The organism is Streptomyces flaveolus, assembly GCF_014648815.1.
Classification (GTDB): domain Bacteria; phylum Actinomycetota; class Actinomycetes; order Streptomycetales; family Streptomycetaceae; genus Streptomyces; species Streptomyces flaveolus.
This window is the reverse complement of record NZ_BMRV01000003.1, coordinates 641,478-665,097: the sequence shown is the minus strand read 5'-3', so window position 1 is coordinate 665,097 and position 23,620 is coordinate 641,478. Positions and strand designations below refer to the sequence as shown.

Annotated in this window: 19 protein-coding genes and 2 pseudogenes; 15 read left to right on the top strand and 6 right to left on the bottom strand. The window is 69.6% G+C overall.

Going from position 1 to position 23,620, the window contains the following annotated elements:
- Window positions 1-502: 502 nt before the first annotated feature.
- The 7 genes from IEZ05_RS10835 to IEZ05_RS10805 all read left to right on the top strand — a co-directional run bounded on the left by IEZ05_RS10835 (window position 503) and on the right by IEZ05_RS10805 (window position 6,514).
- Complete coding sequence (locus tag IEZ05_RS10835; RefSeq protein WP_189229782.1) at window positions 503-1,165, top strand: urease subunit gamma; 663 nt, start codon at window positions 503-505, stop codon at window positions 1,163-1,165.
- On the top strand, window positions 1,149-2,987 hold the full coding sequence (locus IEZ05_RS10830; RefSeq protein ID WP_189229781.1) for an urease subunit alpha: 1,839 nt from the start codon (window positions 1,149-1,151) through the stop codon (window positions 2,985-2,987). The genes IEZ05_RS10835 and IEZ05_RS10830 overlap by 17 nt, the downstream gene beginning before the upstream one ends.
- A 75-nt stretch (window positions 2,988-3,062) precedes the next feature.
- Entirely contained in the window at window positions 3,063-3,737 is a 675-nt protein-coding gene (locus IEZ05_RS10825; RefSeq protein WP_189229780.1) for an urease accessory protein UreF, read from the top strand.
- Between the two features lie 30 nt (window positions 3,738-3,767).
- Complete coding sequence (gene ureG, locus IEZ05_RS10820; RefSeq protein ID WP_189229779.1) at window positions 3,768-4,463, top strand: urease accessory protein UreG; 696 nt, start codon at window positions 3,768-3,770, stop codon at window positions 4,461-4,463.
- A 68-nt stretch (window positions 4,464-4,531) separates the two neighbouring features.
- Entirely contained in the window at window positions 4,532-5,452 is a 921-nt protein-coding gene (locus IEZ05_RS10815) for an urease accessory protein UreD (RefSeq protein WP_189229857.1), read from the top strand.
- The gene (locus IEZ05_RS10810) at window positions 5,406-6,002 is read left to right on the top strand and encodes an isochorismatase family protein (protein ID WP_189229778.1); all 597 of its coding nucleotides are present in this window, start codon (window positions 5,406-5,408) and stop codon (window positions 6,000-6,002) included. The genes IEZ05_RS10815 and IEZ05_RS10810 overlap by 47 nt, the downstream gene beginning before the upstream one ends.
- A gap of 215 nt (window positions 6,003-6,217) precedes the next feature.
- Entirely contained in the window at window positions 6,218-6,514 is a 297-nt protein-coding gene (locus tag IEZ05_RS10805) for a transposase (RefSeq protein WP_229869673.1), read from the top strand.
- An 840-nt stretch (window positions 6,515-7,354) separates the two neighbouring features.
- Here the strand turns inward: IEZ05_RS10805 and IEZ05_RS10795 are convergent.
- The gene (locus IEZ05_RS10795; RefSeq protein ID WP_189229776.1) at window positions 7,355-8,119 is read right to left on the bottom strand and encodes an SDR family NAD(P)-dependent oxidoreductase; all 765 of its coding nucleotides are present in this window, start codon (window positions 8,117-8,119) and stop codon (window positions 7,355-7,357) included.
- Window positions 8,120-8,243: 124 nt separating this feature from the next.
- On the opposite strand from IEZ05_RS10795, the gene IEZ05_RS10790 reads away from it, so the two are divergent.
- Window positions 8,244-8,804 (top strand): TetR/AcrR family transcriptional regulator, encoded by a 561-nt coding sequence (locus IEZ05_RS10790; RefSeq protein ID WP_229869661.1) that lies wholly within the window; start codon window positions 8,244-8,246, stop codon window positions 8,802-8,804.
- Between the two features lie 185 nt (window positions 8,805-8,989).
- Here IEZ05_RS10790 and IEZ05_RS10785 read toward each other — a convergent pair.
- Window positions 8,990-9,367, bottom strand: a pseudogene (locus tag IEZ05_RS10785) (ATP-binding protein); the annotation flags it as partial.
- A gap of 61 nt (window positions 9,368-9,428) precedes the next feature.
- Here IEZ05_RS10785 and IEZ05_RS10780 point away from each other — a divergent pair.
- Window positions 9,429-10,261, top strand: a protein-coding gene (locus IEZ05_RS10780) for an IS5 family transposase (RefSeq protein ID WP_373298741.1) whose coding sequence is annotated in 2 segments (ribosomal slippage) — window positions 9,429-9,762 and window positions 9,762-10,261 — 834 coding nt in all. Because the reading frame shifts where the segments join, the coding sequence is not laid out codon by codon here.
- Here IEZ05_RS10780 and IEZ05_RS10775 read toward each other — a convergent pair.
- Entirely contained in the window at window positions 10,253-10,735 is a 483-nt protein-coding gene (locus IEZ05_RS10775) for a hypothetical protein (protein WP_229869659.1), read from the bottom strand. The genes IEZ05_RS10780 and IEZ05_RS10775 overlap by 9 nt on opposite strands.
- 44 nt (window positions 10,736-10,779) lie before the next feature.
- Here IEZ05_RS10775 and IEZ05_RS10770 point away from each other — a divergent pair.
- Window positions 10,780-11,528, top strand: a pseudogene (locus IEZ05_RS10770) (transposase); the annotation flags it as partial.
- Window positions 11,529-11,533: 5 nt separating this feature from the next.
- On the opposite strand, the gene IEZ05_RS10765 reads toward IEZ05_RS10770, so the two are convergent.
- A complete protein-coding gene (locus tag IEZ05_RS10765) occupies window positions 11,534-12,124 on the bottom strand; it encodes a DUF6461 domain-containing protein (RefSeq protein WP_229869658.1) in 591 nt (196 codons plus the stop codon).
- A 59-nt stretch (window positions 12,125-12,183) separates the two neighbouring features.
- Between IEZ05_RS10765 and IEZ05_RS10760 the strand changes: the two genes are divergently transcribed.
- From IEZ05_RS10760 to IEZ05_RS10745, 4 genes are all read left to right on the top strand, one after another.
- On the top strand, window positions 12,184-12,693 hold the full coding sequence (locus IEZ05_RS10760) for a GMC family oxidoreductase N-terminal domain-containing protein (RefSeq protein WP_229869657.1): 510 nt from the start codon (window positions 12,184-12,186) through the stop codon (window positions 12,691-12,693).
- Window positions 12,694-13,031: 338 nt separating this feature from the next.
- Entirely contained in the window at window positions 13,032-13,247 is a 216-nt protein-coding gene (locus IEZ05_RS10755) for a hypothetical protein (RefSeq protein ID WP_189229772.1), read from the top strand.
- 273 nt (window positions 13,248-13,520) lie between these two features.
- A complete protein-coding gene (locus IEZ05_RS10750) occupies window positions 13,521-15,635 on the top strand; it encodes an FG-GAP-like repeat-containing protein (protein WP_189229771.1) in 2,115 nt (704 codons plus the stop codon).
- 1,477 nt (window positions 15,636-17,112) lie between these two features.
- Entirely contained in the window at window positions 17,113-18,492 is a 1,380-nt protein-coding gene (locus IEZ05_RS10745) for a cellulase family glycosylhydrolase (RefSeq protein ID WP_189229770.1), read from the top strand.
- Window positions 18,493-18,718: 226 nt separating this feature from the next.
- Here IEZ05_RS10745 and IEZ05_RS36770 read toward each other — a convergent pair whose 3' ends face one another.
- On the bottom strand, window positions 18,719-18,841 hold the full coding sequence (locus tag IEZ05_RS36770) for a hypothetical protein (RefSeq protein ID WP_268255178.1): 123 nt from the start codon (window positions 18,839-18,841) through the stop codon (window positions 18,719-18,721).
- Window positions 18,842-19,047: 206 nt separating this feature from the next.
- On the opposite strand from IEZ05_RS36770, the gene IEZ05_RS10740 reads away from it, so the two are divergent.
- Window positions 19,048-21,207 carry a cellulose binding domain-containing protein gene (locus IEZ05_RS10740; protein WP_189229769.1) on the top strand — a complete coding sequence of 720 codons (2,160 nt, stop codon included), beginning with the start codon at window positions 19,048-19,050 and terminating at the stop codon, window positions 21,205-21,207.
- Between the two features lie 54 nt (window positions 21,208-21,261).
- Here IEZ05_RS10740 and IEZ05_RS10735 read toward each other — a convergent pair whose 3' ends face one another.
- Window positions 21,262-23,619 (bottom strand): hypothetical protein, encoded by a 2,358-nt coding sequence (locus tag IEZ05_RS10735; RefSeq protein WP_189229768.1) that lies wholly within the window; start codon window positions 23,617-23,619, stop codon window positions 21,262-21,264.
- Window position 23,620 lies beyond the last annotated feature (1 nt).

Here is a 23,620-nt window from a genome sequence, read left to right as displayed (position 1 = left end):
CCGCAAAACACACGGCGACAAACGGCCCGCCCACACGGGCAGAAACTCCCGCATCGCTCCCACCAGCCCGGCACGCAGCGTCTCACCGCCCACCCGCACCAGCAGACCCTGTCGATCACGGCGCTCGCCGGGGAACATCGGCGCCTCGGAGCCGGCGCCAGCACCGAACCTGGGGACGGACCTCCGCCAGCCACCCGCGCAGCAGCACATCCACCCCGCCGACACCCGACACCAGCCGGATCCGCGGCCACCCCCCTCTGCCCTTCCCTTACCGGACATACAGCTTCCCGAGCTGCCTCTCCCCCTACACGCGGGCGTTGCGCCCCACATGCACCCTGTGATCCCGGTTCACTCCATCAGGGCCGACCTGCCCTTTTTAGAGCCATTGGGTTCTGTCCTGTCCCAGGATCGGTCTGCGGCAGGTACGGCGGGTGGCATCTTCGTTCGTCGTCGTGGTGCCTGCCGCCCGGGCGAAGCGACGAACAGGAGAAGGGGGATCTGTATGCATCTGACTCCGCATGAGCAGGAACGTCTGTTGATCCACGTGGCGGCCGATGTCGCCCAGCGGCGGCGTGAGCGCGGCCTGCTGCTGAACTACCCCGAGGTCATGGCGCTGCTGAGCGTGCATGTCTACGAGGAGGCGCGGGCCGGGGCGACGGTCGACGCGGTGATGGAGTCGGGGCGCCATGTGCTGCAGCGCAGCGAGGTCATGGACGGTGTACCGGAGATGGTCGACAACGTCCAGGTCGAGGCGACGTTCCCGGACGGGACGAAGCTGGTGACCATCAGCGATCCGTTCGACGAGGCGTCCACCGAGGCGGACGTCCATCCCGGCAAGCCGGAACTGCTGCCGGACGAGGACGAATACCGGGTGGTCTTCAACGACGGCGCGACGCCCGTGCCCCTGGAGGTGCGCAACCCCAAGGACCGTCCGATCCAGGTGGGATCCCATTTCCATTTCGCCGAGGCCAACGGGGGGCTCAAGTTCCGCCGGGAGGCTGCCCACGGAATGCGGCTGCACATTCCCTCCGGCACCTCCGAACGGTTCGAGCCCGGCGACAAGCGCACCGTGATGCTGGTGCCGATCGCCGGCGAGCGGATCGTCCACGGGCTCCGGGCCGACAAGAGCGAAGAGGAGAAGCACCTCGATGCCGGACAGGACTGACAGGGACAAGCCCTGGGACCCGCTGCTGCGTTCCCGTTACGCCGACCTGTACGGGCCGACCGTCGGCGACCGGGTCCGGCTCGCCGACACCAATCTCGTCCTGCGCATCGACGAGGACTGGTGCGGTGGCCCGGGGCGCAGTGGCGACGAGATGGTCTTCGGCGGCGGCAAGGTGATTCGTGAGTCGATGGGCCAGTCGCACACCCCCCGCGACGATCCCCGCGAGCCGGTGGATACCGTGATCACCGGTGCGCTGATCCTGGACCACTGGGGGGTGGTCAAGGCCGATGTCGGGCTGCGCGACGGCCGCATCCGGGCCATCGGCAAGGCGTACAACCCGGAGACCATGACGCCCCGCCCCAACGATGATCCGCGGGCTTCGGACTTCGTCGTGGGGCCTGAGACGGAGGTGATCTCCGGCAAGGGCCGCATCCTGACCGCGGGCGGGGTCGACACCCACGTGCACTTCCTGTGCCCGGAGCAGATCCATGAGGCGGTGGCGTCGGGAGTGACCACGCTGATCGGCGGCGGTACCGGACCGGCCGAGGGCAGCACGGCCACCACCGTGACGCCGGGCAAGTGGCACATCCAGCGGACTTTCGAGGCACTGGACGGCTTCGCGGTGAACATCGGCCTGTTGGCCAAGGGCAGCACCGTCTCGAAGAAGGCGCTGCACGACCAGGTCGCGGCCGGCGCCCTCGGTCTGAAGATCCACGAGGACTGGGGTGCCACCCCGGCGGTGATCGACGCGGCGCTGACCGTGTGCGAGGAGACCGGTGTCCAGGTCGCGCTGCACGCCGACTCGCTGAACGAGGCCGGCTTCGTGCAGAGCACCTTCGCCGCGACGAAGAAGGACCGCAAGGACAAGAAGGCCAAATACCGCAGCCTGCACATCTTCCACATCGAGGGCGCCGGCGGCGGCCACGCCCCCGACATGATCAGCCTCGCGAGCAAACCCAACGTGCTGCCCGCGTCGACGAACCCGACGCGTCCCTTCACGGTCAACACCGTCAAGGAGCACGTCGACATGATGATCGTGTGCCACCACCTCAATCCGGAGGTCGACGCGGACATGGCGTTCGCCGACTCACGGATCCGGCCCTCCACCATGGCCGCCGAGGACCTGCTGCACGACATGGGCGCCATCTCGATGATGTCCTCCGATGCCCAGGCCATGGGCCGCATCGGCGAGATGATCATGCGAACGTGGCAGACGGCGCACGTCATGAAGTCCCGCTACGGCCACCTGCGCGAGGACGACGCGCAGGCCGACAACTTCCGTGCCCGCCGCTACGTCGCCAAGTACACGATCAACCCTGCCATCACCCACGGCATCGACCACGAAGTCGGCTCGGTCGAGACCGGGAAACTCGCCGATCTCGTGCTGTGGGAGCCGAAGTTCTTCGGCGTCAAGCCGCACATGGTCATCAAGGGCGGCCAGATCTCCTACGCCCAGATCGGCGACGCCAACGCCTCCATCCCCACCCCGCAGCCCTACCTCCCGCGTCCCGTCTGGGGCTTCACGGGCCGCGCTCCGGCGGCGAACTCCTTCAACTTCGTGGCCGAGGACGCCCTCGACGGTGAACTCTCCCGCACGGGGCTGCTCAAGCCCCTGCGCGCGATCCGCTCCACCCGGAAGGTCACCAAGGCCGACATGATCCACAACAACGCCCTTCCGGAGATCGACATCGACCCCGACACCTTCGACGTCACCATCGGCGGCGCCACCACCTCCGACGTCCGCACCACGGTCGACGGGCAGGAAGTCGGACGGAACTACGCCACCGAGCTGCCCCTGGCGCAGCGGTACTTCCTCTTCTGACCACCACGGCCGGGGCTGGTCACGCCGCACGAGACCAGCCCCGGCCGCCCCCCTCGAAAGGCGGTCCCGCCACCCATGAGCCGCACTGCCCTGCTCGTCCTGGCCGACGGCCGCTTCCCCGCCGGCGGGCACGCCCATTCCGGCGGGATGGAGGCCGCCGTCGCCTCCGGCCGAGTCCACGACACCGCGAGCCTGGAGGCGTTCTGCCGCGGGCGGCTGCACACCGCAGGACTGGTGTCGGCCGGCCTCGCCGCAGCGGCCGCCGCAGGGTACGACACCCTCGCCCTGGACGAGGCCGCCGACACCCGCACCCCCGCACCGGCGTTGCGCAAGGTCGCACGCCGCCTGGGCCGGCAACTGCTGCGCGCGGCCCGGGCCACCTGGCCCAGCGCCGACCTCGACCACCTCGCCCACCACCGACCCCAGGGCGCCCACCAGCCGGTCGTACTCGGCGTCACCGCACGCGCCGCCGGACTCACTCCGCTCGACGCAGCCCAGGCCGCCGCCTACGAGAGCGTAGGCGGCCCGGCGACCGCCGCGGTACGCCTGCTGAGCCTCGACCCGTTCTACGCCACCGGCGTACTGGCGCGTCTCGCCGACGAACTCGACACCGTCGCCGACACCGCGGCCCACGCGGCCGGCAGGACGGCGACGGAGGGAGTCGCCGCCCTGCCCGCCGCCTCCGCCCCCCTGCTGGACATCACCGGTGAGCAGCACGCCACCTGGGCCGTCCGGCTCTTCGCATCCTGACCAGCCCTGACCGTTGCCTGGAGCATCCCTGTGCATCTCGACCACCCCGTGACCATGCCGCACCGCCACACACACAGCGCCGAGCCGCTGCTCGCCGACGGCAGCCGCCGCGCCCTGCGCATCGGCTTCGGCGGGCCCGTCGGCTCGGGCAAGACCGCGACCGTGGCCGCACTGTGCCGCACCCTGCGCGACCGGCTCTCCATCGCCGTGGTCACCAACGACATCTACACCCAGGAAGATGCCGCCTTCCTGCGCCGCGAGGCCGTCCTGCCACCGGAGCGGATCACCGCCGTGGAGACCGGAGCCTGCCCGCACACCGCCATCCGCGACGACATCTCCGCCAACCTCGAAGCCGTCGAGCACCTCGAACAGACCCTGCGCCCGCTGGACCTGGTGTTCATCGAGTCCGGCGGAGACAACCTCACCGCGACCTTCTCCCGCGGCCTCGTCGACACCCAGGTCTTCGTCATCGACGTGGCCAGCGGCGACGACATTCCCCGTAAGGGCGGTCCCGGCATCACCACCGCCGACCTCCTCGTCGTCAACAAGACCGACCTGGCCCCCTACGTCGGCGTCGACCTGGACACCATGAGGGCCGACACCCGCAAGCAGCGCAAGGACCTGCCGTACGCCTTCACCAGCCTCACCGCCCCCAACGGCGTCCAACCAGTCGCCGACTGGGTCACCGGCTGCCTCGCCGCCTGGCGCGCCGACTCCGCCCGGTGAACGTCACCGACGCGCAGACACCGCCCGCAAGACCGCTGACCGACAATCCGCTGCGAGCCGGCCGTGGCCTGTACGGCCCGCGCCCGGCCGGGCACCCCCCGGCTCACCCTTCCGGAGTCGCCGCGACCGCCCGAATCCGTGCCACCCACAACGGCCGGACCACGACCGTCCCCCTCCTGCACAACGACGGCCCCTTCCACCTGCGCCGGCTACGGGCCCGCGGTGAGCAGGCGCGCGTCTGCATCCTCGGCGCGATGAGCGCGCCGCTCGGCGGAGACCGACTCGCCCTCGAGATCACCGCCGAGACACACGCCCGACTGGAGGTGACCAGCGCAGCCGCCACCATCGCCCTGCGCGGCTCCACCACCGAACCGGCCACATACGACGTACGGATCCGAGTGGGCGACCACGCGTTGCTGCACTGGCTGCCCGAACTCCTGATCAGCACCCGGGGCAGCACCCTGCACCAGACGTTCACCGTGGACCTCTCCCCCACCTCCCGCCTGCTGATGCGGGAGGAACAGCTTCTGGGCCGCTCGTGCGAGCCGCCGGGCCACCTCACCACCCGCCTGGCCGTACGTCGCGACGGGCGTCCCCTGTTCGACCAGCACACCGCCTACGGCGACCCGGCACCGGCATGGGACGGCCCCGCTGTCCTCGACACCCATCGCGCCACCGGACAGCTTCTCCTGGTGGACCCGTACATGGACGCACCACCGGAGCCGCGGATCATCGGCGACGACCCGACAGAGGGGCAAGCGGTCCTGACCCCCCTCGCGGCCCCCCAGGCCCTCCTCGCCACCGCCGTCGCCCCGACCCCGGCGCAACTGCGCCACCTCCTGGACACCGCCCTCGAGTACGTTCAAGAGACCCGGAGACCGAAGACCGAGGGTGAGCAGCAGAACCGTGAGCGAACTGAACACCGAACCGAAGGACAGGCACATGGGACGAGCGCTGATCGTGGTGGACGTGCAGAACGACTTCTGTGAGGGCGGCAGTGTCGCTGTGAGGGGCGGGGCCGAGATCGCCGTGAAGATCTGCGACCTCGTCGGACGTGCGGCACAGGCCGGATACCAGCGCGTCGTAGCGACCCGCGACCACCACATCGACCCCGGTGAGCACTTCTCCGACACCCCCGACTTCAAGACCTCCTGGCCGGTGCACTGCGTGGCCGGCACGCAAGGCTCCGACTTCCACCCGGGATTTCGCCCCGCGGTGGACGCCGGAGCAATCGACAACATCTTCTACAAGGGAGCGTACGAGGCCGCCTACAGCGGTTTCGAAGGCGCCGACGAAAACGGAACCGGCATGACCGCATGGCTGCGGGCGCAGGGCGTCACCGCCGTGGACGTCGTCGGTATCGCCACCGACCACTGCGTGAAGGCCACCGCCCTGGACGCCGCCGCGGCAGAATTCTCCACACGAGTCCTGCTGGACCTGACGGCCGGCGTGAACCGTGGCACGATCCAACAGGCCCGTGACGAACTCCGGCAAGCCGGCGTGGAACTCGTCGGCACGCCAGTAGTCGCAGAAGGTTAGGACCTGGCCTCAACGAACAGACTGGGGTGAGAGTAGCTCGGCTTCCGCTTCGCCCTGCGCTTCCGCGACCTGTCGGACCAGAGATTCGCCGAGTAACGGCCGCATCGACAAGACCATGCACCTGCTGCCTCGGTCGACCCGGTCGATGACACCTAGCGGCACCTGATGAACCGGCAGCTGACCCTGCAGCCGTCCCCCCACCGCCTGGCCCGGCGATCTGGCACGGCGGACGGGGCCAGTTCCGTCAGGGGTACCGCGAGGACCAGGAGGACCAGTTGGCCAGTCTGGGTCTCGTGCTCAACGCCGTGGTGCTGTGGATCACGCACTACCTGGACACTGCCGTCGCGGCGCTCCGGGCCGATGGCCACGGCATCAAGGACGAGGGCGTCGTGCGTCTGTCCCTGCTCAAGGACCGGCGCATCAACTCCCTGGGCTGCTACCTGTTCAACATCACCGCCAGCGGCCCCGGCCAGAAGATGAGGATTCCGGCGAGGCGGAGTGGGGCCTGGTAGGCGATGGCGAGCTTGTCGGTTCGTATGGCCTGGCCGCACCGCCGCTTGAGTCGGTTGATGCATCGCTCGACGGTGTTGCGCTGTTTGTAGGCCTCGCGGTCGACGCCGGGTGGATGGCCGCCTCGGCTGCCTCGCCGCCGGCGGTGGCCGATCTGGTCGGAGGGTTGCGGGATGACCGCGCGGATTCGGCGGCGCTGCGGGTGAGCGCGGACGGGGCGGGGTGAGTAGACGCGGTCGGCCAGCACGGCGACGGGCCGGGGTCCGCGGCCTGCCTGGGCCCGTGGGAGCATGGATACGCGACTTCATCGTCTCGACAAGTCGGGTCACGCATCTCCGCTGGTGGCGGGTGGCGACCTTCAGCTGGCAGAGAGCTGGAGACCGTCTTCCTGGACGACCTCGAGTCGCGTGGGGGCCGCGCATCCGCCTCAGCCAGTGAGCAGCCGGAAACGAGCAGCGGGGCCGGGCAGGGTGCCGCTGCCCGGCCCCGCTGTCGTCGGGTCAGTCGAAGTCGAGCGTCTCCTGCGCGAAGTCGGGCGGCGTTCCCGGCCCCATGTCGGGGGCACGGTGCGAGGGGGCCTCCGCCCTGGCTCGGGGGGATTGGCTTTGTAGGTGAGTTTCGAGAACGTGGCTTTGTTCACGAGAACCGACAGCATCTGTACACGAGATCGGGCGGCACTCGAAGCGCCGCAGAAATCGAACGGTCCACGGCTTCGGGCAGCGCAGGTTCCGGCCGAGTCGGCCCGCCGAACGAGTTCCTGCGCGGGCTCCGTGGCCGGATGCCGCGGAGCCGGAACGCTGTGGGGAGTTACGCGAGCGCTGCCCTCGCCATATCTTCGTTGGTCAGATGCGTGGACCGAGAAACAGGCCACCGCTCGCGTCGAGGATCTGTCCAGTGACCCAGCGGGCGGCATCGGAGGCGAGGAAGGCGACCACGTCGGCTACGTCGTCGGGTGCGCCCAGCCTGCTGAGTGCCGTCATGCCGGAGATCTGTTCGGTGAGGCCCGGCACGTCGAAGACAGCTCCGTTGCTCGCTGTCCTGGTGGCCCCAGGAGCGACTGCGTTCACCGTTATCCCCCGAGGACCGAGTTGGCTTGCGAGGGTCTTGGTCATCGTCTCGATCGCGCCCTTCGTCATGGCGAAGGATGTCTGGGACGAGTTGGCCATCCGGGTCGCCACCGAGGAGATCGAGATGATCCGGGCGCCCTCGCGCAACAGAGGCAGTGCACGCTCGATGATGAAGTACGGTGCCCGCACGTTCACCGCGAACAAGTGGTCGAACTCCGCCCGCGTCGTGACGCCGAGCGCGCCGGCTGGTGCGGCCGCCGCGTTGTTGACGACGATGTCGAGCGGCCGACCGTCCAAGCCGGCCTCTACGCCGGCGAAGAGTGTCTCGACGTCGTCGTCGACGCCCAGTTCGGCTCGGACGGCAAAGCCGGTCCCGCCGACGTGTTCCATCGCGTCGAGCGTTGCCGCTGCCCCGTCCTCGTCCGTGCCGAAGTGCACGATGACCGTGGCCCCTTCGGCCGCCAGCCGAGTCGCGATTGCCTGCCCGATGCCGCGCGACGCGCCCGTCACCAGAGCCGTTCTGCCCATCAGCTCGCCCATGCCTTCACCCCATCTTATTGTTAGTTACTAACATGATGGTAGTGTCTAGCACATGAGTGAGCGGCAACCAACCCTGCGGGAACGACGGCGTTCCGAGACGCGGCGCCTGGTCCAGGCGCACGCGGTGCGCCTGTTCACCGACCACGGCTACGACGCGGTAACGGTGGCCGACGTCGCCGAGGCCGCCGGCGTCTCCGCAATGACCGTGTATCGGCACTTCCCTACCAAGGAGGACCTCGTCCTCATCGACCAGCCCGCCCAGCTCATCGCCGAGTACGTCGCAGCGTCGTCCGCAACGCAGCCCCTGGTGCGCCGCGTCGGCAGCGCGCTCATCGACGCGGCCACGATTTCGACCGGCGGCAACGGAGACGAACAGGCAGCGAACGAACGGTTCCTGCTGGACTGTCTCCGGCTCATGGTGTCGACGCCTGCGCTGCGGGCCCGGCACCTGGACAGCCAGTACGCGCTGCAACAGGCCATCGTCGACGCCCTCGGGGATAACGCGACCGATCCCGACGCCGCGTTCCGCGCCCAGGCGGCGACCAGTGCCTGCCTCGCCGCGATGCACACGGCGCTGACGCGCTGGGTCGAAGACGACGGACACACCAAACTGCCCGACCTGATCGCACGGGCACTCACCGCGTCCTTCGGTGATGACGCCGTCGCCACCCGCCGGAAGGACTGAAGCGCCACGGACCGGGCTGTCATCCCTCTTGACCAACGAACACAGCGCGGTGTCGGTGCCTCCCGAAGTGCTGAACAATCGCTGTCGACACTCGTGAACACAGCCAGTCGGGTAGTGCCTCTGATGGCACCCCCTGATACCGCCTACAGGTTCCTGCCCGTGGCACGCCCGCGGCCAGAACGGTTTCAGAGCAGGCAGCCAGCCGGATGCCCGCCGGGGTCGTCGGCCAGCACGACGGTCGCTCTGACACGCTTGCCCACCGGCTCGCGGCGCACCTCGAAGCTGCGGCACACGCCCATGACGATCTCCAGCCCGTGCTGGCCGATCCGGCCCGGGTCCGTGGCACGGGCCGCCGGGAGCATCGGGTCGCTGTCCCACACGCTGATCTCCACGGCGCCGCCGCTGACCTCCAGGTCCAGCAGGCACGGGCCGGGCGCGCACTTGTAGGCGTTGGTCACCAGCTCGCTGACGACCAGTTGGACGGCCCCTATCGCACGGCCTGAGACCGGGATGCCGTGGACGGCCTGGACCTCGGTCATGAACCGGCGGGCAGCGTGGCGGGATCATTTACGAGACAGCCCTTAGGCATCGTTTCTTTTGGCGTGATCGTTCGTTGAACCGTGCATGACGGATCTGATTGAGCGGCTGGTGCCGGACGAGTTGTGGGAGCTGTTTCGGCGGGTGGTGCCGCCAACGGAGTTGATACGTCCGCAGGGCGGGGGCCGGCGGCGGGCCGGTGACCGCGAGGCCCTGGCCGCGATCGTCTTCGTGGCCACCTCGGGCTGCACCTGGCGGCAACTCCCCCCGGTGTTCGGTCCGAGCTGGCAGACGGTCTACCGGCGGTTCGCTCAGTGGAGCCGGGCCCGCGTCTGGGCAAGGCTCCACCGCGTCGTCCTCGACGAACTCGGCGCCCGCGGCGAGCTCGACTGGTCGCGGTGCGCGATCGACTCCGTCAGCCTCCGGGCAGCAAAGGGGGGCCACTGACCGGACCGAATCCGACCGACCGCGGCAAGCTGGGATCGAAAATCCACCTGATCACGGACCGGAACGGACTCCCACTGTCGCTGGGCATCTCGGCTGCCAACATGCACGACAGCCAGGGCCTTCAGCCGCTCGTGCGCGGCATCCCGCCCATTCGATCTCCCCACGGACCCCGTCGCCGCCGCCCGGCGAAGCTGCACGCCGACAAGGGCGACGACTATGACCACCTGCGCCGATGGCTCCGCAAGCGCGGCATCCGCCACCGCATAGCCCGCAAAGGGATCGGGTCCTCACAGCGGCTCGGCCGCCACCGATGGGTTGTTGAAAGGACCGTTTCCTGGCTCGCCGGCTGCCGCCGACTCCACCGCCGCTACGAACGCAAGGCAGAACATTTCCTTGCCTTCGTCGGCATAGCCGCAACCCTCCTCTGTCACCGCCGACTCGTCCGTGTAGAGGGGCAGGACCAGTCAGTATGAGGCTTCGACACTGCTGACCCAGACACCGAAGGGCCTGATCTCCGGCTCGGTCTTGGTCTGCTCCGAGAGGTTCTGCACGTTGTCCAGCTCCGACCAGGCGATGAAGCCTGGCTCGCTGTCGGCCAGAAATCCCTCGACGATCGGACCGAGGTCGTCGGAAGCCACATAGGTACCGCTGAATGGCAACGCATCCGGGGGCACAGATCCGGTCGAGCACCGGAGCTGACCTGCCTGTTTGTCGTGCCACACGTAGAACGTCGCCACCCCAGAGAAGCCCAGATCGCGAATGCGTTCCCGGATGGCAGCAGCAGTCCGCTCGAAGGCAGCCACCACCTCAGCGACGGACAACGAACTCCTGTCCTCGTCAGCCGCACTCAGCGACCAGGTGTTGGTCTCCAACTCCACCCGCCGGTCAGCCGGCTCCAGCACCAGAGGCTCGTCCGCCACCTCAGCAATCCACGTCAACAGCACCACAGCAGTATCCCTGCACACCGCGAACCGCCAAAAGAAACGACGTCTTAGCCGCCTTCCAGCACCACCGCGAGGGGATCAGCAGCAGCGTCGCCCGCACCGTGCTGGCTGCGGCCCCACCCCCGAGCAGGCAGCCAAGCTCACCCGCACCCAGCTGCGCTCACTTCTGAAAAAGGCTGGCCGCCAGCGCGGCATCGAGACGGAAGCCGAACGGCTTCGAGACGCACTGCGCGCCCCTCATATGCGCCAATTGCCGCAGGTCGAGCAGGCCGTGGGCCGTCAGGCCATCGCCCTTCTCAAACAGCTCGATGCCGCCTGCACCAGCGTCGATGACCTCACCCAAGCGACGGAGGAGTCTTTTGATGCGCACCCGGACGCCGAGATCATCTCCAGTTTTCCAGGACTCGGGTCTATTGCCGGCGCCCGGGTACTCGCCGAGATCGGCAATGACCCATCCCGCTTCACCGACACGAAAGTCCTCAAAGCCTTCGCTGGGGCCGCACCGGTCACCCGGGCGTCCGGCAAACACCTCGCGGTCATGGCCCGCAGGGTCAAGAACCAGCGTCTGGCCTCGGTCGGCTACGTCTGGGCCTTCGCCAGCCTGATCGCCTCACCGGGAGCCCGGGCCCACTACGACAGGCGACGAGCCGACGGAGACCGCCATACCGCCGCCCAGCGCAACCTTTTCCACCGCATGCTCGGATGCCTCCACCACTCCCTCACCAAGCGCACTGTCTATGACGAGGGCACGGACTTCCCGCCCTCTGGAACTCCTGCGCTGGGGGCCGCCGCTTGAGGCTTTCAGTCCCGCAGGGGAAGCAGCCTGCCGCTCCAACGCTCGTCGTCTACGTCGTCTGGCTGCCTCAGCCGGATGTCAAAAGCGTTCTCTACCAGTGCCAGGACGCTGTGCAGGGGCGCGACCTGGCCACGGATGAGCCCGAGGGGCCTCATGACGTCATCAAGTCTTGCCGGGTCCTGCCCCGCCGGTTCGATGGCCTGGAGGGTGTGGAAGTCGACGATGATCTCGCCACCTACCGCGTACTTGAACCAGTGCATCGGCTTCTCGTTGTAGTGGAGCACGACGGCCTCAGTCCCCACGGAGACGTGACTCAGGATCCTCTCATCGAGTCCGTGCACGCCGCCCTGTTCCCATGCCCACGTCCACGAGCCGTCGATGCCGCTGGTGACGACGGGTTCCTCATCGTCGAAAAGGTCGTCGCCCAAGTCGTCCGACAGATCCATGGCGGCGCGAAGCGCCAGAGTCTCCGGATCTACCCCCATGCGGGTAAGCAGCTCCGCAGGGGGCAGATCCCGCACGAAGGTCAGCGTATAGATGGGGAAATCGCCCTCTCGGAACAAGTCCAGTCCGCGGCCTCTCTCTGTACTCGTCATGCTGCGGATGCTGCCACACGCCACCGACAGACTTCCCAAGCTGTCAGCGTTGACAGATCGTGCGCGCCGAGCGCGAGGTGCTCCTGTCCGCTGGCGCCTACGAGTCCCCGAAGCTGCTGATGCTGTCCGGCATCGGTCCTGCGGCCGCCCTGTCCGCCTTCGGCATCGAGGTCGTACGCGATCTGGCGGTCGGACAGGGCCTCCAGGACCACTACATGACGCTGCTCAACTTCCTCACCGACGCCGAGTCGCTCATCTGCGCGGCGAGCCCCGAGAACGCGGCCCTCCTGCAGAGCGAGGGGCGCGGCCCCCTGACCTCCAACGTCGGCGAGGACGGTGGCTTCTTCCGCAGCCGTCCCGAACTCGACGCTCCCGACGTGCAGTTCCACGCCGCTCCCGTGCTCTTCCACCAGGAAGGGCTCGGCGCGCCGACCGGGCACGGCCTCACCCGCCTCACCCACCGCCGGCCCACACCCGTCGAGCACATCCTGCACTGGTCAACCTGGCGCCGACGACGACAACACCAGGCCCGAACCAGTCACTACAAACGACGCGGACACATCCCCTGACCTGGCCACCAGTCACGGCAAGCACCGTTGCAGTACTAGGAACGCAAGGCCCAACACTTCTCGGCCTGATCCACCATCGCCTGCGCCCCCAACTGGCACCACAAACTAGCCAAATGAGACGAGGTGGTGTTGGCCTCGCCTGCACGGTACGGGGCTCAGGCGGGCCGGCGGGTCGATGAACCGGGTGGCGCTTCAGACCGCGGGGCCCGGGTCCAGCCATGAGGACCCCACAACTCGGCGACTTTCACGTAGAGTTCGGTGATGAGGGCGTTCCGCGTTCTCGTTCGTCACATAACGAAAACGACGCCCTCTCCGCGTCCGTGAAGAGGCGGACCCGCATGACAGACCGTGACGTCCTGGTGTTCTCGAGGGAACGGGACCGCGTCAGCAGCCTGCCCGCCGATCACACGAGCGGCCTCCTGCTGCACGCCGACGGCCTCGGCGAGCAGCGGGAGTTCACCCACGACCTGCACAACGACCCCCGGTCGACCGGTCAGCCAGGGGGACGCTGCTCCACCGCTTCGCGGTGGCGCCCACTGCGGACTACACGATGACCCAGGAGATTGACCTGGCCGTCACCGTCGCCGGATGCGCGGTCGGCGCCGCCGTCGACGCGCACCTCGACCATCCCATAGCCCACCCCGGGGGCCCGTCGGTCCTTTGGGGGCGCCGGGTCGATGACGTCGGCCCGGCTCGGGTTATGCGCTTCCTCGGCCCCGCCGTGGAGGAGCTGAGCGACCCGGAGAACCCCTTCGGGCCGCTGTTCACCCTTTCCGACAGAACAGATAGGAACCTCTGTGACCGGAAGATCCCCTCGTTCCGCCTGGATGACGGGAATAGTCGCCGCCGGTGTCGCCGCCGGTCTGCTCGGCACCGCGATCCCCGCGAACGCGGTGGTCGGCGCCGCCGTCACCGACGCCTCGTACGCGTTCACCGCGAACCTGCACATCGGTGAGGGCGACCAGACACGAGCCTGCTCGGGCGCGCTCATCGACGCGCAGTGGGTCCTCACGGCCGCCGCGTGCTTCGCTGCCGACCCGGTTGCGGGCGGCACGGTCGCCGCGGGCAAGCCCGCCCTGAAGACGGTGGCGACCGTCGGCCGCAACGACCTCCTGGGCACCGGCGGCCATGGCAGCGAGGTCGTCGAGCTGGTGCCACGCGAGGGCACCGACCTCGTACTGGCCCGCCTCACCACCCCGGCGACCGGCGTCACCCCGGTCCCGCTGGCCGCCACGCCCGTGGCCCAGGGGGAGGTCCTGAAGGCGGCGGGCTTCGGCCGTACGAAGACCGAGTGGCGCCCCGACAAGCTGCACGCCGCCACCTTCGGTGTGGACGCCGTCACGAGCGGAGACCTGTCCCTCTCGGGTGCCACCGCCGACGACGCGATCTGCGCGGGCGACACCGGCGGCCCGCTCCTGCGCCAGAAGTCCGGCGGCGGCTTGGAGCTGGTCGGCATCAACACCCGTTCCTGGCAGGGTGGCTGCTTCGGCTCGTCCGAGACGCGTACGGGCGCGCTGGCGACCCGCACGGACGGCATGCGCTTCGGCGCAGCCCTAGCGGCCGGCCAGACGCTCCGGGCGGGGGACGTACTGGTGTCGGCCTCCACCCGGGTGGCGATGCGCGACGACGGCGACCTGGTCGTCTCGTCCGTCGCGGGCAAGAGCCTGTGGTCCACGGGCACGGCCGGCAACGCGGGCGCGACGGCCCACTTCGGCGCGGACGGTAATCTCGTGGTCCGCGACGCTGGAGGCACCACGACTCTNCAGTCCGGCACCAGCGCGACCGGCGGCAGAGCGGCCCTCCTGGACACCGGCGACTTCGTCATCCGCGACGCGTCCGGTGCCGCTGTGTGGTCCAGCAACACCGCCGTCCGCGGCGACCTCGACCACGACGGCCGCAGCGACATGTCGGCCTGGTACGTCTTCCCGCAGGGCACGGACGCCACGTACAGCTTCTCCGGCAAGCCGGACGGCAGCCTCAGCGGCTACAAGAAGACGTACACCTCGGCCGTGGGCCAGTGGGGCAACGAGCACATGAAGCGCGCCACCGGCGACTTCAACGGTGACGGCCGCGCCGACTTCATGGCGATCCAGGGCTACGGCGACAGCAGCGTCAAGCTGTTCATCGCGCTCGGCAAGGCGGACGGCACCTACAGCGAGCCGAGCAAGGCGTGGGAGGTTGTCCCGAACCACGTCACCTTTCACGAGACCTACATGACCCCGCTGGCCGGCGACTTCAACGGCGACGGCTACGACGACGTGGCGATCTGGAACGTGGACAGGACCACGGGCGTCACCAAGCTGTGGACGCTGACGTCGAACGGCAACGGTGGTGTCGTACGGCTGATCCCGTCCGAGTGGTCCGGCCCCAAGGGTACCTGGCTGGCCTCCCGCTCCAAGTTCGTGACCGGCGACTTCAACGGCGACGGCCGCGACGAAGTGGGCCTCCTCTACGGCCAGGGTGACAACAGCATCAAGACGTACGTCTTCCCCACCACGCCGACCGGTGTCTTCACCACCCCGGCGACGTGGTGGACGGGCCCGGCGGCCACCACGTTCGACTGGAACCGCGCCCGCCCGCGCACCGGTGACTTCGACGGCGACAGCCGCGACGACCTGATGTTCTGGTACGACCACACTGACGGCACGGACACGGTCCAAACCCTTCTCTCCACGGGCACCGCCTTCGGCCCCATGCCGAAGCTCACCCTGAGCGGCCGCCTCGACGTCTCGTTGATGCAGCTGGTGGTCGGCGACTACAACGGCGACGGCCGCGACGACCTCGGCGCCATGTACGGCGACTCGTCCACCGGCGTCGTCCGCCTGTGGACCTGGACAACCAAGCCCGACGCCATGTTCAACGGCGCCCTCCTGGGCTGGGAGTCCTCACCGAACAGCTTCGTATACGGCCAGACGCACTTCATGCACCCGTACTACGTCTGACTTCTCCTCACACACCCGCAGGCACGGCGCGCATCCCACGGCCGGGCCTGCGGCCACCCCGGAATCGCCAGCCATGTCGACGCCCTGGTACACCAGCCGGATTTCGTGTCCTGAGCTGGCGGTTTTCCGGTATGGAGGTGATAGCTGAAGGCGTCGATCGACAAGCCGAGTTCGAGTCTGTGTTCGCTCGGGTGGCAGGCCAGTTCACCCAGGCGGTCTACGACGGCTACCCGCCCAAGGCGGCCGTCGCCCTGGTACGCGACGCGGCCCTCCGGAGCACTCGGCGTCGCCCGGATCGCCCCGGCAACTACGCGACTGGACCACCACCTGATCCTTTGCCGGACTGCTCACACTCTCACTCCGGCACAGCCCGCAGCCAAGCCTAGATCGATCGTGGGACCATTCGACCGATCTGTCCAGCGTTCCTCCCCCTAACGAGGCGAATAGCGTGGTCACGCGGGCGGCGGTGCCAGTGTCGATGCCGTCGGCTGCTGCGGCGGGGTCCGGGGGCCATGAGGCGATGAGCAGGTCGCTTTAGGCATCGTGGCCATGGGCGGCCCGGTGCCTGCTGATCGCCGGGTCGCTAACGCTCACCGTGAGAGTGGAGGAGCCCTCCCCCGGCGCTGCGCTGTTCGGCACGACGTCCTCGACGTCGGGTCCTGAGCACCCCGCCGCGGCAGAAGGACGAGTTCGATGTCCAGGGGCCGGGCGCCGGCCGTGAGCTCACCACCCGTGAGCACGACAGTGACCTTGAGCGTATGCCGTGGGTGGCCAGCACCACCCCCTCAGGTCCTTCGACTTCCACGCTCAGTCCCCGCTTCCGAGCGGCCTATCCAAGGTCAGCGGCTGTCCGCTTCCGGCAGCGCTGGACAGCCCGATCGACAGCCGCCCCGGGTCCATGGCGCCCGCGCTGGTGTTGCCGTAGCTGAGGATCACCATCTGCGGGGTGGCCGATTCCTTGGGGGCGCGGGCCCGGCAGGAGGCTGTGGCCGTGCTTGCCGCATGCGCTGAGCGCGGCGAAGCCGCCCCCGTCGAGGGGCCTGTTCCCGCTCGTCTCGGACTGCGAAGGTCTCCTGTGCCGGTCCGGGCACATCCTGCCGTGACGAACAGGGCCACCGCCGGCTCCTTCGGGCCACACGATCCGCGCGGGAATGCCCTGCCGTGTCGCGTAGGCGACAACGGCGGCGGTGCCGCCATACCCCCGGGCCGGCTTGCCGTCCCACACGGCGAGCAACTCGTCGATGAGGCTGACGAGGATCTCGCTGCCCCCTTCCGCACCGCACCGCGCGCATCCGCTCGCCCCACCCGGGGTGGGATCGGCCGGCCAGAAGTCGAAACCGTTCGACGGTCCAATCCCTGTACGCGATCGACGCACCGGTGTACGTTCTCGCGCCGACGCACTTTTGGGAGCGCTCCCATAATGCTCCGTCGTGGCATCTCCCGTTCGCTTCGCTTCGTACGAGCACAAGGAGGAACGTTGAAACGCACTTTGGCCCTCTTGGCCACCTGCGCGACGACCCTGGGCCTGATGACCCTGGCCGGCCCCCAGGCGGTGGCCGCCACCGGCTGCAAGGTCGACTACACGATCACCAGCCAGTGGCAGGGCGGCTTCCAGGCCGGGGTGAAGGTCACCAACCTGGGCGACCCGGTCAACGGCTGGACACTCAAGTGGACCTGGCCGGACGCCGGTCAGAAGGTCACCCAGGGATGGAACAGCACCTGGTCGCAGTCGGGTTCCGCTGTCAGTGCCACCAACCTGGACTGGAACCGCACGCTGGCCACTGGCGGCAGTGCCGACCTCGGCTTCACCGGCAGCTTCACAGGCAGCAACCCCAAGCCCGCCACCTTCACGCTCAACGGCGTGGCCTGCACGGGCTCCGTCGGCGGCGGCGACGAGCCCCCGCCCGACCCGGGCACCGGCGCCCCCGTGGACGTCAACGGGCAGCTCAAGGTCTGCGGTGTGAACCTGTGCAACCAGTACAACCGTCCCATCCAGCTGCGCGGCATGAGCACGCACGGCATCCAGTGGTTCAGCAAGTGCTACAACAGCGCCTCCCTGGACGCCCTGGCGACCAACTGGAAGGCCGACCTGCTGCGCATCGCCATGTACGTGCAGGAGCAGGGCTATGAGACCGACCCGGCCGGCTTCACCAGTCGCGTGAACAGCTACGTCGACATGGCCGAGGCCCGCGGCATGTACGCGCTGATCGACTTCCACACCCTCACCCCAGGCGACCCGAACTTCAACATCGACCGGGCCAAGACGTTCTTCGCGTCCGTCGCCGCCCGCAACGCCGCCAAGAAGAACGTGATCTACGAGATCGCCAACGAACCCAACGGCGTGAGCTGGACCACCATCAAGAACTACGCCGAGCAGGTCATCCCGGTCATCCGGGCCGCCGACCCCGACGCCGTCGTCATCGTCGGCACGCGCGGCTGGTCCTCGCTGGGCGTCTCGGACGGCTCCAACGAGACCGAGGTCGTCAACAACCCGGTCAACGCCTCCAACATCATGTACGCGTTCCACTTCTACGCCGCGAGCCACAAGGAAAACTACCGCGCCACGGTGAGCCGGGCGGCCGCCAAACTGCCGCTGTTCGTCACCGAGTTCGGCACGGTGAGCGCCACCGGTGGCGGAGCGCTGGACCGGACGAGCACCACGGCCTGGCTGGACCTCCTTGACCAGCTGAAGATCAGCTACGCCAACTGGACGTACTCGGACGCCGACGAGAGCAGCGCGGCGTTCAAGCCGGGCACCTGCGACGGCGGCGACTACAGCGGCAGTGGCGTGCTGACCGAGTCCGGTGCGCTGGTCAAGAACCGGATCAGCACCACCGACAACTTCCCGACCAACTGACCCCACCCGCGTACCGGGAGACCGGTACGCGGCGCTCACACACCAAGACAGCGAGGCACCGACATACGGAGAGCGCTCCCGATAAAGAGGGGGCGCTCCCCCCTTCGCCCCTTCGCCCCACCGGAGGTACCCATGCCCACCCTTCTCCGTCGCTTACTGCGCCGCCCGCGCCGTCCCTGGACCGCCGCGGTGTTCCTCACGACCGTGGCGCTCCTCGCGTCCGGCTTCACCGTCCTGTCCGCGAGCGGCGCGGAGTCCGGCTGGTCTGTGGTGTCGGGTCGAGGCCGGAGAGGGCGTTCTCGTCGGTGAGGCGGCGGGCCATGAGGCCGGTCATGGCGAGGTGGATCATGCATTCGGAGCACGCAGGCCGATGGCTCACGGCGGCACGGGTGACGGGAGATCAGGTCATCCTCGTCCGCACCATTGACGTGGTCATGCCTCCTCCGCATCATTCATGGGAGCGCTCCCATCAACGTTCCGCCGAAGGCACCCCACCGACCAGTCACACCGGGCGTCCTGCCGACCGACGCGGCGCTCGACCGAGGAGGACACGTCATGCCGCTCGCACACCTGCCCGCCGCCGGCCGGTTGGGCCGATCGCCTCGCAGAGCCGGAAGAACCGCGGGCAGACGCCCCGCCGCCGCGCTCGTCTGCGCCCTGGCCGCGGCCGCCGCCCTCGCCGCCGCTCCCCCGGCGCCCGCCGAGACCGGCCGGACCTCCGCGGACCCGGCCGCCACGGCAACGGCCGCCGACGAGGCGTCGACCGTCAAGGTCTCCGTCAACGCCGGAGTGGGGCTCGGCACCATCGACAAGGCGGCGTTCGGAGTCAACCACGCGCTCTGGGACTCGCACATGAACGACCCCGAGGTGACCGGCCTGCTGGGCCAGGCCGGCGTCGGCATGATGCGCTACCCGGGCGGATCCTACGGCGACATCTACCACTGGAAGGACCACACGGCCCCCGGCGGTTACGTGGCGCCCGGCACCACCTTCGACGAGTTCATGGGCAGCGTCCGCGCCTCCGGCTCCCAGCCGATGATCATCGCCAACTACGGCACCGGCACCCCGCAGGAGGCCGCCGACTGGGTCCGGTACGCCAACGTCACCCGCGGCTACGGGGCGAAGTACTGGGAGATCGGCAACGAGATCTACGGCAATGGCCACTACGGCAGCGGCTGGGAGGCCGACGACCACCCGGACAAGAGCCCGCGCGAGTACGCCCGCAACGTCCTCGCCTACGCCGAGGCGATGAAGGCGGTCGACCCGACGATCAAGATCGGCGCCGTGCTGACCACGCCGGGCGACTGGCCGGACGGCATCGTCGGCCCGGGTGACTCGGCCGACTGGAACCACACCGTACTGTCCGCGGTCGCCGGGACGATCGACTTCGCCATCGTGCACTCCTACCCGGGCGGCGCCACCGCCGACGAGGCCCTGGACCGGACCGCCCGGCTGCCCGGGCAGCTCCGCGAGGTCCGGCGGCAGATCGACCGGTACGCCGGCGACCGCTCGTCGAAGATCGGTATCGCGCTCACCGAGGTCAACTCCAACGTCCAGATGAACAGTCGACCCAACGGCCTGTTCGCCGCGGACACCTACATGACGGCGCTGGAGAACGGTGTCTTCAACGTCGACTGGTGGAACGTCCACAACGGGCCCACCAAGGTGGAGACGGTGGACGGCGACACCGACTTCAACGACTTCGGCCTGCTCTCCAGCGGCGGCTGCGTCGGCGACGTCTGCCAGCCGGCCGTGAACACGCCGTTCCACCCGTACTTCGGCATCAGGTCGCTGACGAAGCTGGGTCGTCCCGGTGACACGATGGTCGCCTCCTCCACCGACAGCGACCAGGTCTCCGCGCACGCCGTGCACCGGGCCGACGGCACCCTGAGCGTCATGCTGATCAACAAGGACCCGCTGAACTCCCGCACTGCCGACATCAGTTACAGCGGATACACGCCCACTGCCCAGGCACCGGTCGTGCACCGTTACGGCCGCGGCGATACCGATGTCACCCGGGTGGCCGCCACCGCCGGGGGCGACCAGGTGCTGCCGCCGTACTCGATCACCACGGTCACCGTCGCCCCGCACGCCGCCACGGCCTCGGTCGGCGCACCCGGCACACCGAAGACCACCGCTGTGGGCAGCTCAACCGCCACGGTGAGCTGGACGGCTCCCGCGAACGGCAAGGCGGTGCGCTACGAGGTGTACGAACGCCTGGGCACCAACGCCCAATTGCTGGCCACCTCGACCTCCACCTCGGCGGCGCTGCACAACCTGCCGCCGGGCTCCGAGCACACGGTCAACGTCCTCGCCCGGGACGCCGACGGCCGTCTCTCGCGCCCCTCCGAGCCTCTGACCTTCGCCACCACGGCTCCGCACGACAGCAGCTGCCTGGTCAACTACCGGGTGGACAGCGGCTGGGGCAGCGGATTCGTCGCCACCGTCACGGTCTCCAACGTCGGTGACGCCCCGATCAACGGCTGGACCCTGGACTTCACCTGGCCCTCCACCGGCCAGTCCGTGCAGAGCTCCTGGAACGCGAACGTCACCAGCTCGGGCACGCGCGTCCATGTGACCGACAACGGCGCCAACGCCCAGCTGGCTCCGCGCGGCGGCTCCACCGCCACCTTCGGCTTCGTCGGCGCCAACGACGGTGCCAACCCCGCGCCGACGACGTTCACCCTCAACGGCACGGTCTGCCGCACCCCCTGACCATCGCCCGCGGCCCGGCCCGCCTTCCGGTCCTGGAGCAGGCCAGGCGTCTGATCACCTGCGCCTGACCGGCGCCTGCGCGGGAAGCACCGGGTCCGGCCGCAGCCAGTGGTCGCCGGTGCTCCAGCCCAGCAGCATCCGCCCCTCGCCCTCGCGCGCCGAGCCGCCCTCCGCGACCTGGCCCAGGCCGGTGAGCGCGGGGGCGAGCCGGGCCGCGACATGCCACGGGTGGCGGGCCGCCTCCTCCGGCAGGCGTGCCAGGACGCGGGACCGCCCACCCGGGGTGCACAGCGACAGATGAAACAGCATCTGCCGCCAGGCGTAGGCGACGTCCTTGATCCCGCCCAGCGGCCGCGGGTTGTGGTGCAGGCGCGCGGTCAGCCGACACACGGTCGTGAAGGACCGCCGGGCCAGGTCGTCCCAGCCCGTCTCGGGGGCGATGCCCACCCCGTGCACCAAGGTGGCCAGGTTGTGCGTGGTGAGGATCTGTGCCTGCTCGATCACCGTGCCGTTCGCTGCGACCCAGGAGCCGCCACCCGAGCGGTTCCGCGCACCGCTGTCCACGCCTGGCTGGAGCTGCGCCGCCCGCCGCTTGCACAGCTCGGCGAACCCCGGTGTCATACGCGCCCCGGACGAGCTCCGGGCCGCCTCACCGGCCTCGACGATCGCGAGGTTGCGCAGGGCGCGATAGTCGATGGCGTAGTAGCGCTCGTACAGGGACCCACCGCCCAGCAGCTCGGCGGCGACGCGCGCGGCGGTGAGAAACTTGGGCGCGAAGGTGCCCATGAAGATGTCCGAGGCCAGCTCCTCCACGAGGGGCGCGCCGAGGTCCGCCTGCCGGGCCAGCACGGACAGCTCCCTGACCATCGGGTTCGGCAGGACCGTGGCCGGGAACGCCTGCACGGCGAGGCCGCCGAGTTGCCGCAGCGCGGCGGCGGCGACGTCCTCGGCCTTCCCGGAGACGCGGTGTGCGGCGACGGCCCGCACCCACGGCAGTTCCTCGGCCCGCACCTGCCGCTCCAGGTTGAGCAGCAGCAGCGAGCGACGGTTGCGGAAGGCCCGATAGTGTGCGGCGGCCAGGGTGCGCAGCGCCGGGTCCGGGTAGGCCTGTGCGGTGGTGGTGGCCACGAGCTGCGGCACGAATGTGGCGAGCACCTCCGCCGACGACACGACGCCGCGCTCGACGAGCGTGCCGAGCGGCGCGCTCAGGGCGGCCTCCACAGGACGCCGTACCGCGGCAGGGACAGTCGTGCCGGCGGGCAGCCCGGTGCGGGACGCCTCCGGGCTGCTCACCTCCGCGAGGAACGGCTCGATGCACTCGATGCCGCCGTGCGCGGGCAGCCCGGCCAGCCGGTCGTGCACCAGCCGGGCCAGCGCGTGGTGCGGGGGCAGCGCCGCCTGGACGGCCTGCTCCCGGCGCAGGGCGCGGTGCGGCGGGGAACCGGGCAGCCCGCGCCGCCGCACCATCGAGGTGAGCGCGGTGCGCAACAGTCCGAGCCGCCCCGCGGCCGGCTCCCGCCCGGCGACGACCTCCTCCAGCGCGCCGCGCAGGACGCCGAGGTTTTCCTTCGCGCTGAGGTGCTTGGTGCACAGGGTGTGGTCCCGGGCCAGCTCGCGATATCGAGCGAGGAGTGCGGCGGAGCGGGCGTGCCAGGCGTGGTCGGGCGGCGGGACGTGGATCCAGCCGTCGTCGCCGGTCACCTCCAGCCAGTGCGCGAGCAGTTCGTCCCCGAAGGGCTGCCAGACGGCGAGGGCCTCCCGCTGGGTCTCCACGGCCGTGCTGGGCCGCCGTCGGGCCAGTGCCGCGCGGGCCTCGGCAACGGTGAAGCGGTGGACGGCATCGGGCGCGGGCGCGGGCCGGTCCGTGGGCCGCGGCGCGAACCGCAGCCGCCCGGCGAACGGCGCCAGTTCCTGTACGAGGTCCAGCGCGGCATCCGTCTCGCCGGCGCGGACCAGCCACGCAACGGTGAGCAGGGCCGCCTCCTCGGGCACGGCGATCTCGTAGTGCCCGCTGTCGAGCAGCCTGTGCAGCTCGGTCAGACCGTGCTCGGAGAGGAAGTACGAGAACAGCGCGTGCCGTTCCTCGGGCACGCCTGACCGCCGAGCGGCGGCGATCTCATGAGGGAGCAGTGGGCCGCCCGCGCTCGGCTCACCGGTTGCGAAGCCGCCCCGGACGACCTCGGGCGTCACCCACGCGGGCAGCCCGGCGACCGGGGTGCGGGAGCCGACGGTCAGCAGACCGTCCGCCATGCCCGCCAGCACGGCGCGCCACTTGCGGCCTCGTTCCTCGGCGCGGCGCCGGGTGTCATGGTTGTCGTGGACGGCCGCGGTCCGCAGCGCGGCGGCCAGCTGGCCGGCCGCGTAGCCGGGGTTCGCCTGGGCGGAAAGCTGCTGCTCAGCGTCGTGGTTCATA

What these genes read in the sequence shown, in the direction of transcription:
- IEZ05_RS10740 (WP_189229769.1), top strand. Translation starts at nt 19,048, where the DNA reads ATGCCGCTCGCACACCTGCCCGCCGCCGGCCGGTTGGGCCGATCGCCT.
- IEZ05_RS10825 (WP_189229780.1), top strand. Translation starts at nt 3,063, where the DNA reads ATGAGCCGCACTGCCCTGCTCGTCCTGGCCGACGGCCGCTTCCCCGCC.
- IEZ05_RS10795 (WP_189229776.1), bottom strand. Translation starts at nt 8,119, where the DNA reads ATGGGCGAGCTGATGGGCAGAACGGCTCTGGTGACGGGCGCGTCGCGC.
- IEZ05_RS10755 (WP_189229772.1), top strand. Translation starts at nt 13,032, where the DNA reads ATGACAGACCGTGACGTCCTGGTGTTCTCGAGGGAACGGGACCGCGTC.
- IEZ05_RS10765 (WP_229869658.1), bottom strand. Translation starts at nt 12,124, where the DNA reads ATGACGAGTACAGAGAGAGGCCGCGGACTGGACTTGTTCCGAGAGGGC.
- IEZ05_RS36770 (WP_268255178.1), bottom strand. Translation starts at nt 18,841, where the DNA reads ATGATCCACCTCGCCATGACCGGCCTCATGGCCCGCCGCCTCACCGAC.
- IEZ05_RS10735 (WP_189229768.1), bottom strand. Translation starts at nt 23,619, where the DNA reads ATGAACCACGACGCTGAGCAGCAGCTTTCCGCCCAGGCGAACCCCGGC.
- IEZ05_RS10835 (WP_189229782.1), top strand. Translation starts at nt 503, where the DNA reads ATGCATCTGACTCCGCATGAGCAGGAACGTCTGTTGATCCACGTGGCG.
- IEZ05_RS10830 (WP_189229781.1), top strand. Translation starts at nt 1,149, where the DNA reads ATGCCGGACAGGACTGACAGGGACAAGCCCTGGGACCCGCTGCTGCGT.
- IEZ05_RS10810 (WP_189229778.1), top strand. Translation starts at nt 5,406, where the DNA reads ATGGGACGAGCGCTGATCGTGGTGGACGTGCAGAACGACTTCTGTGAG.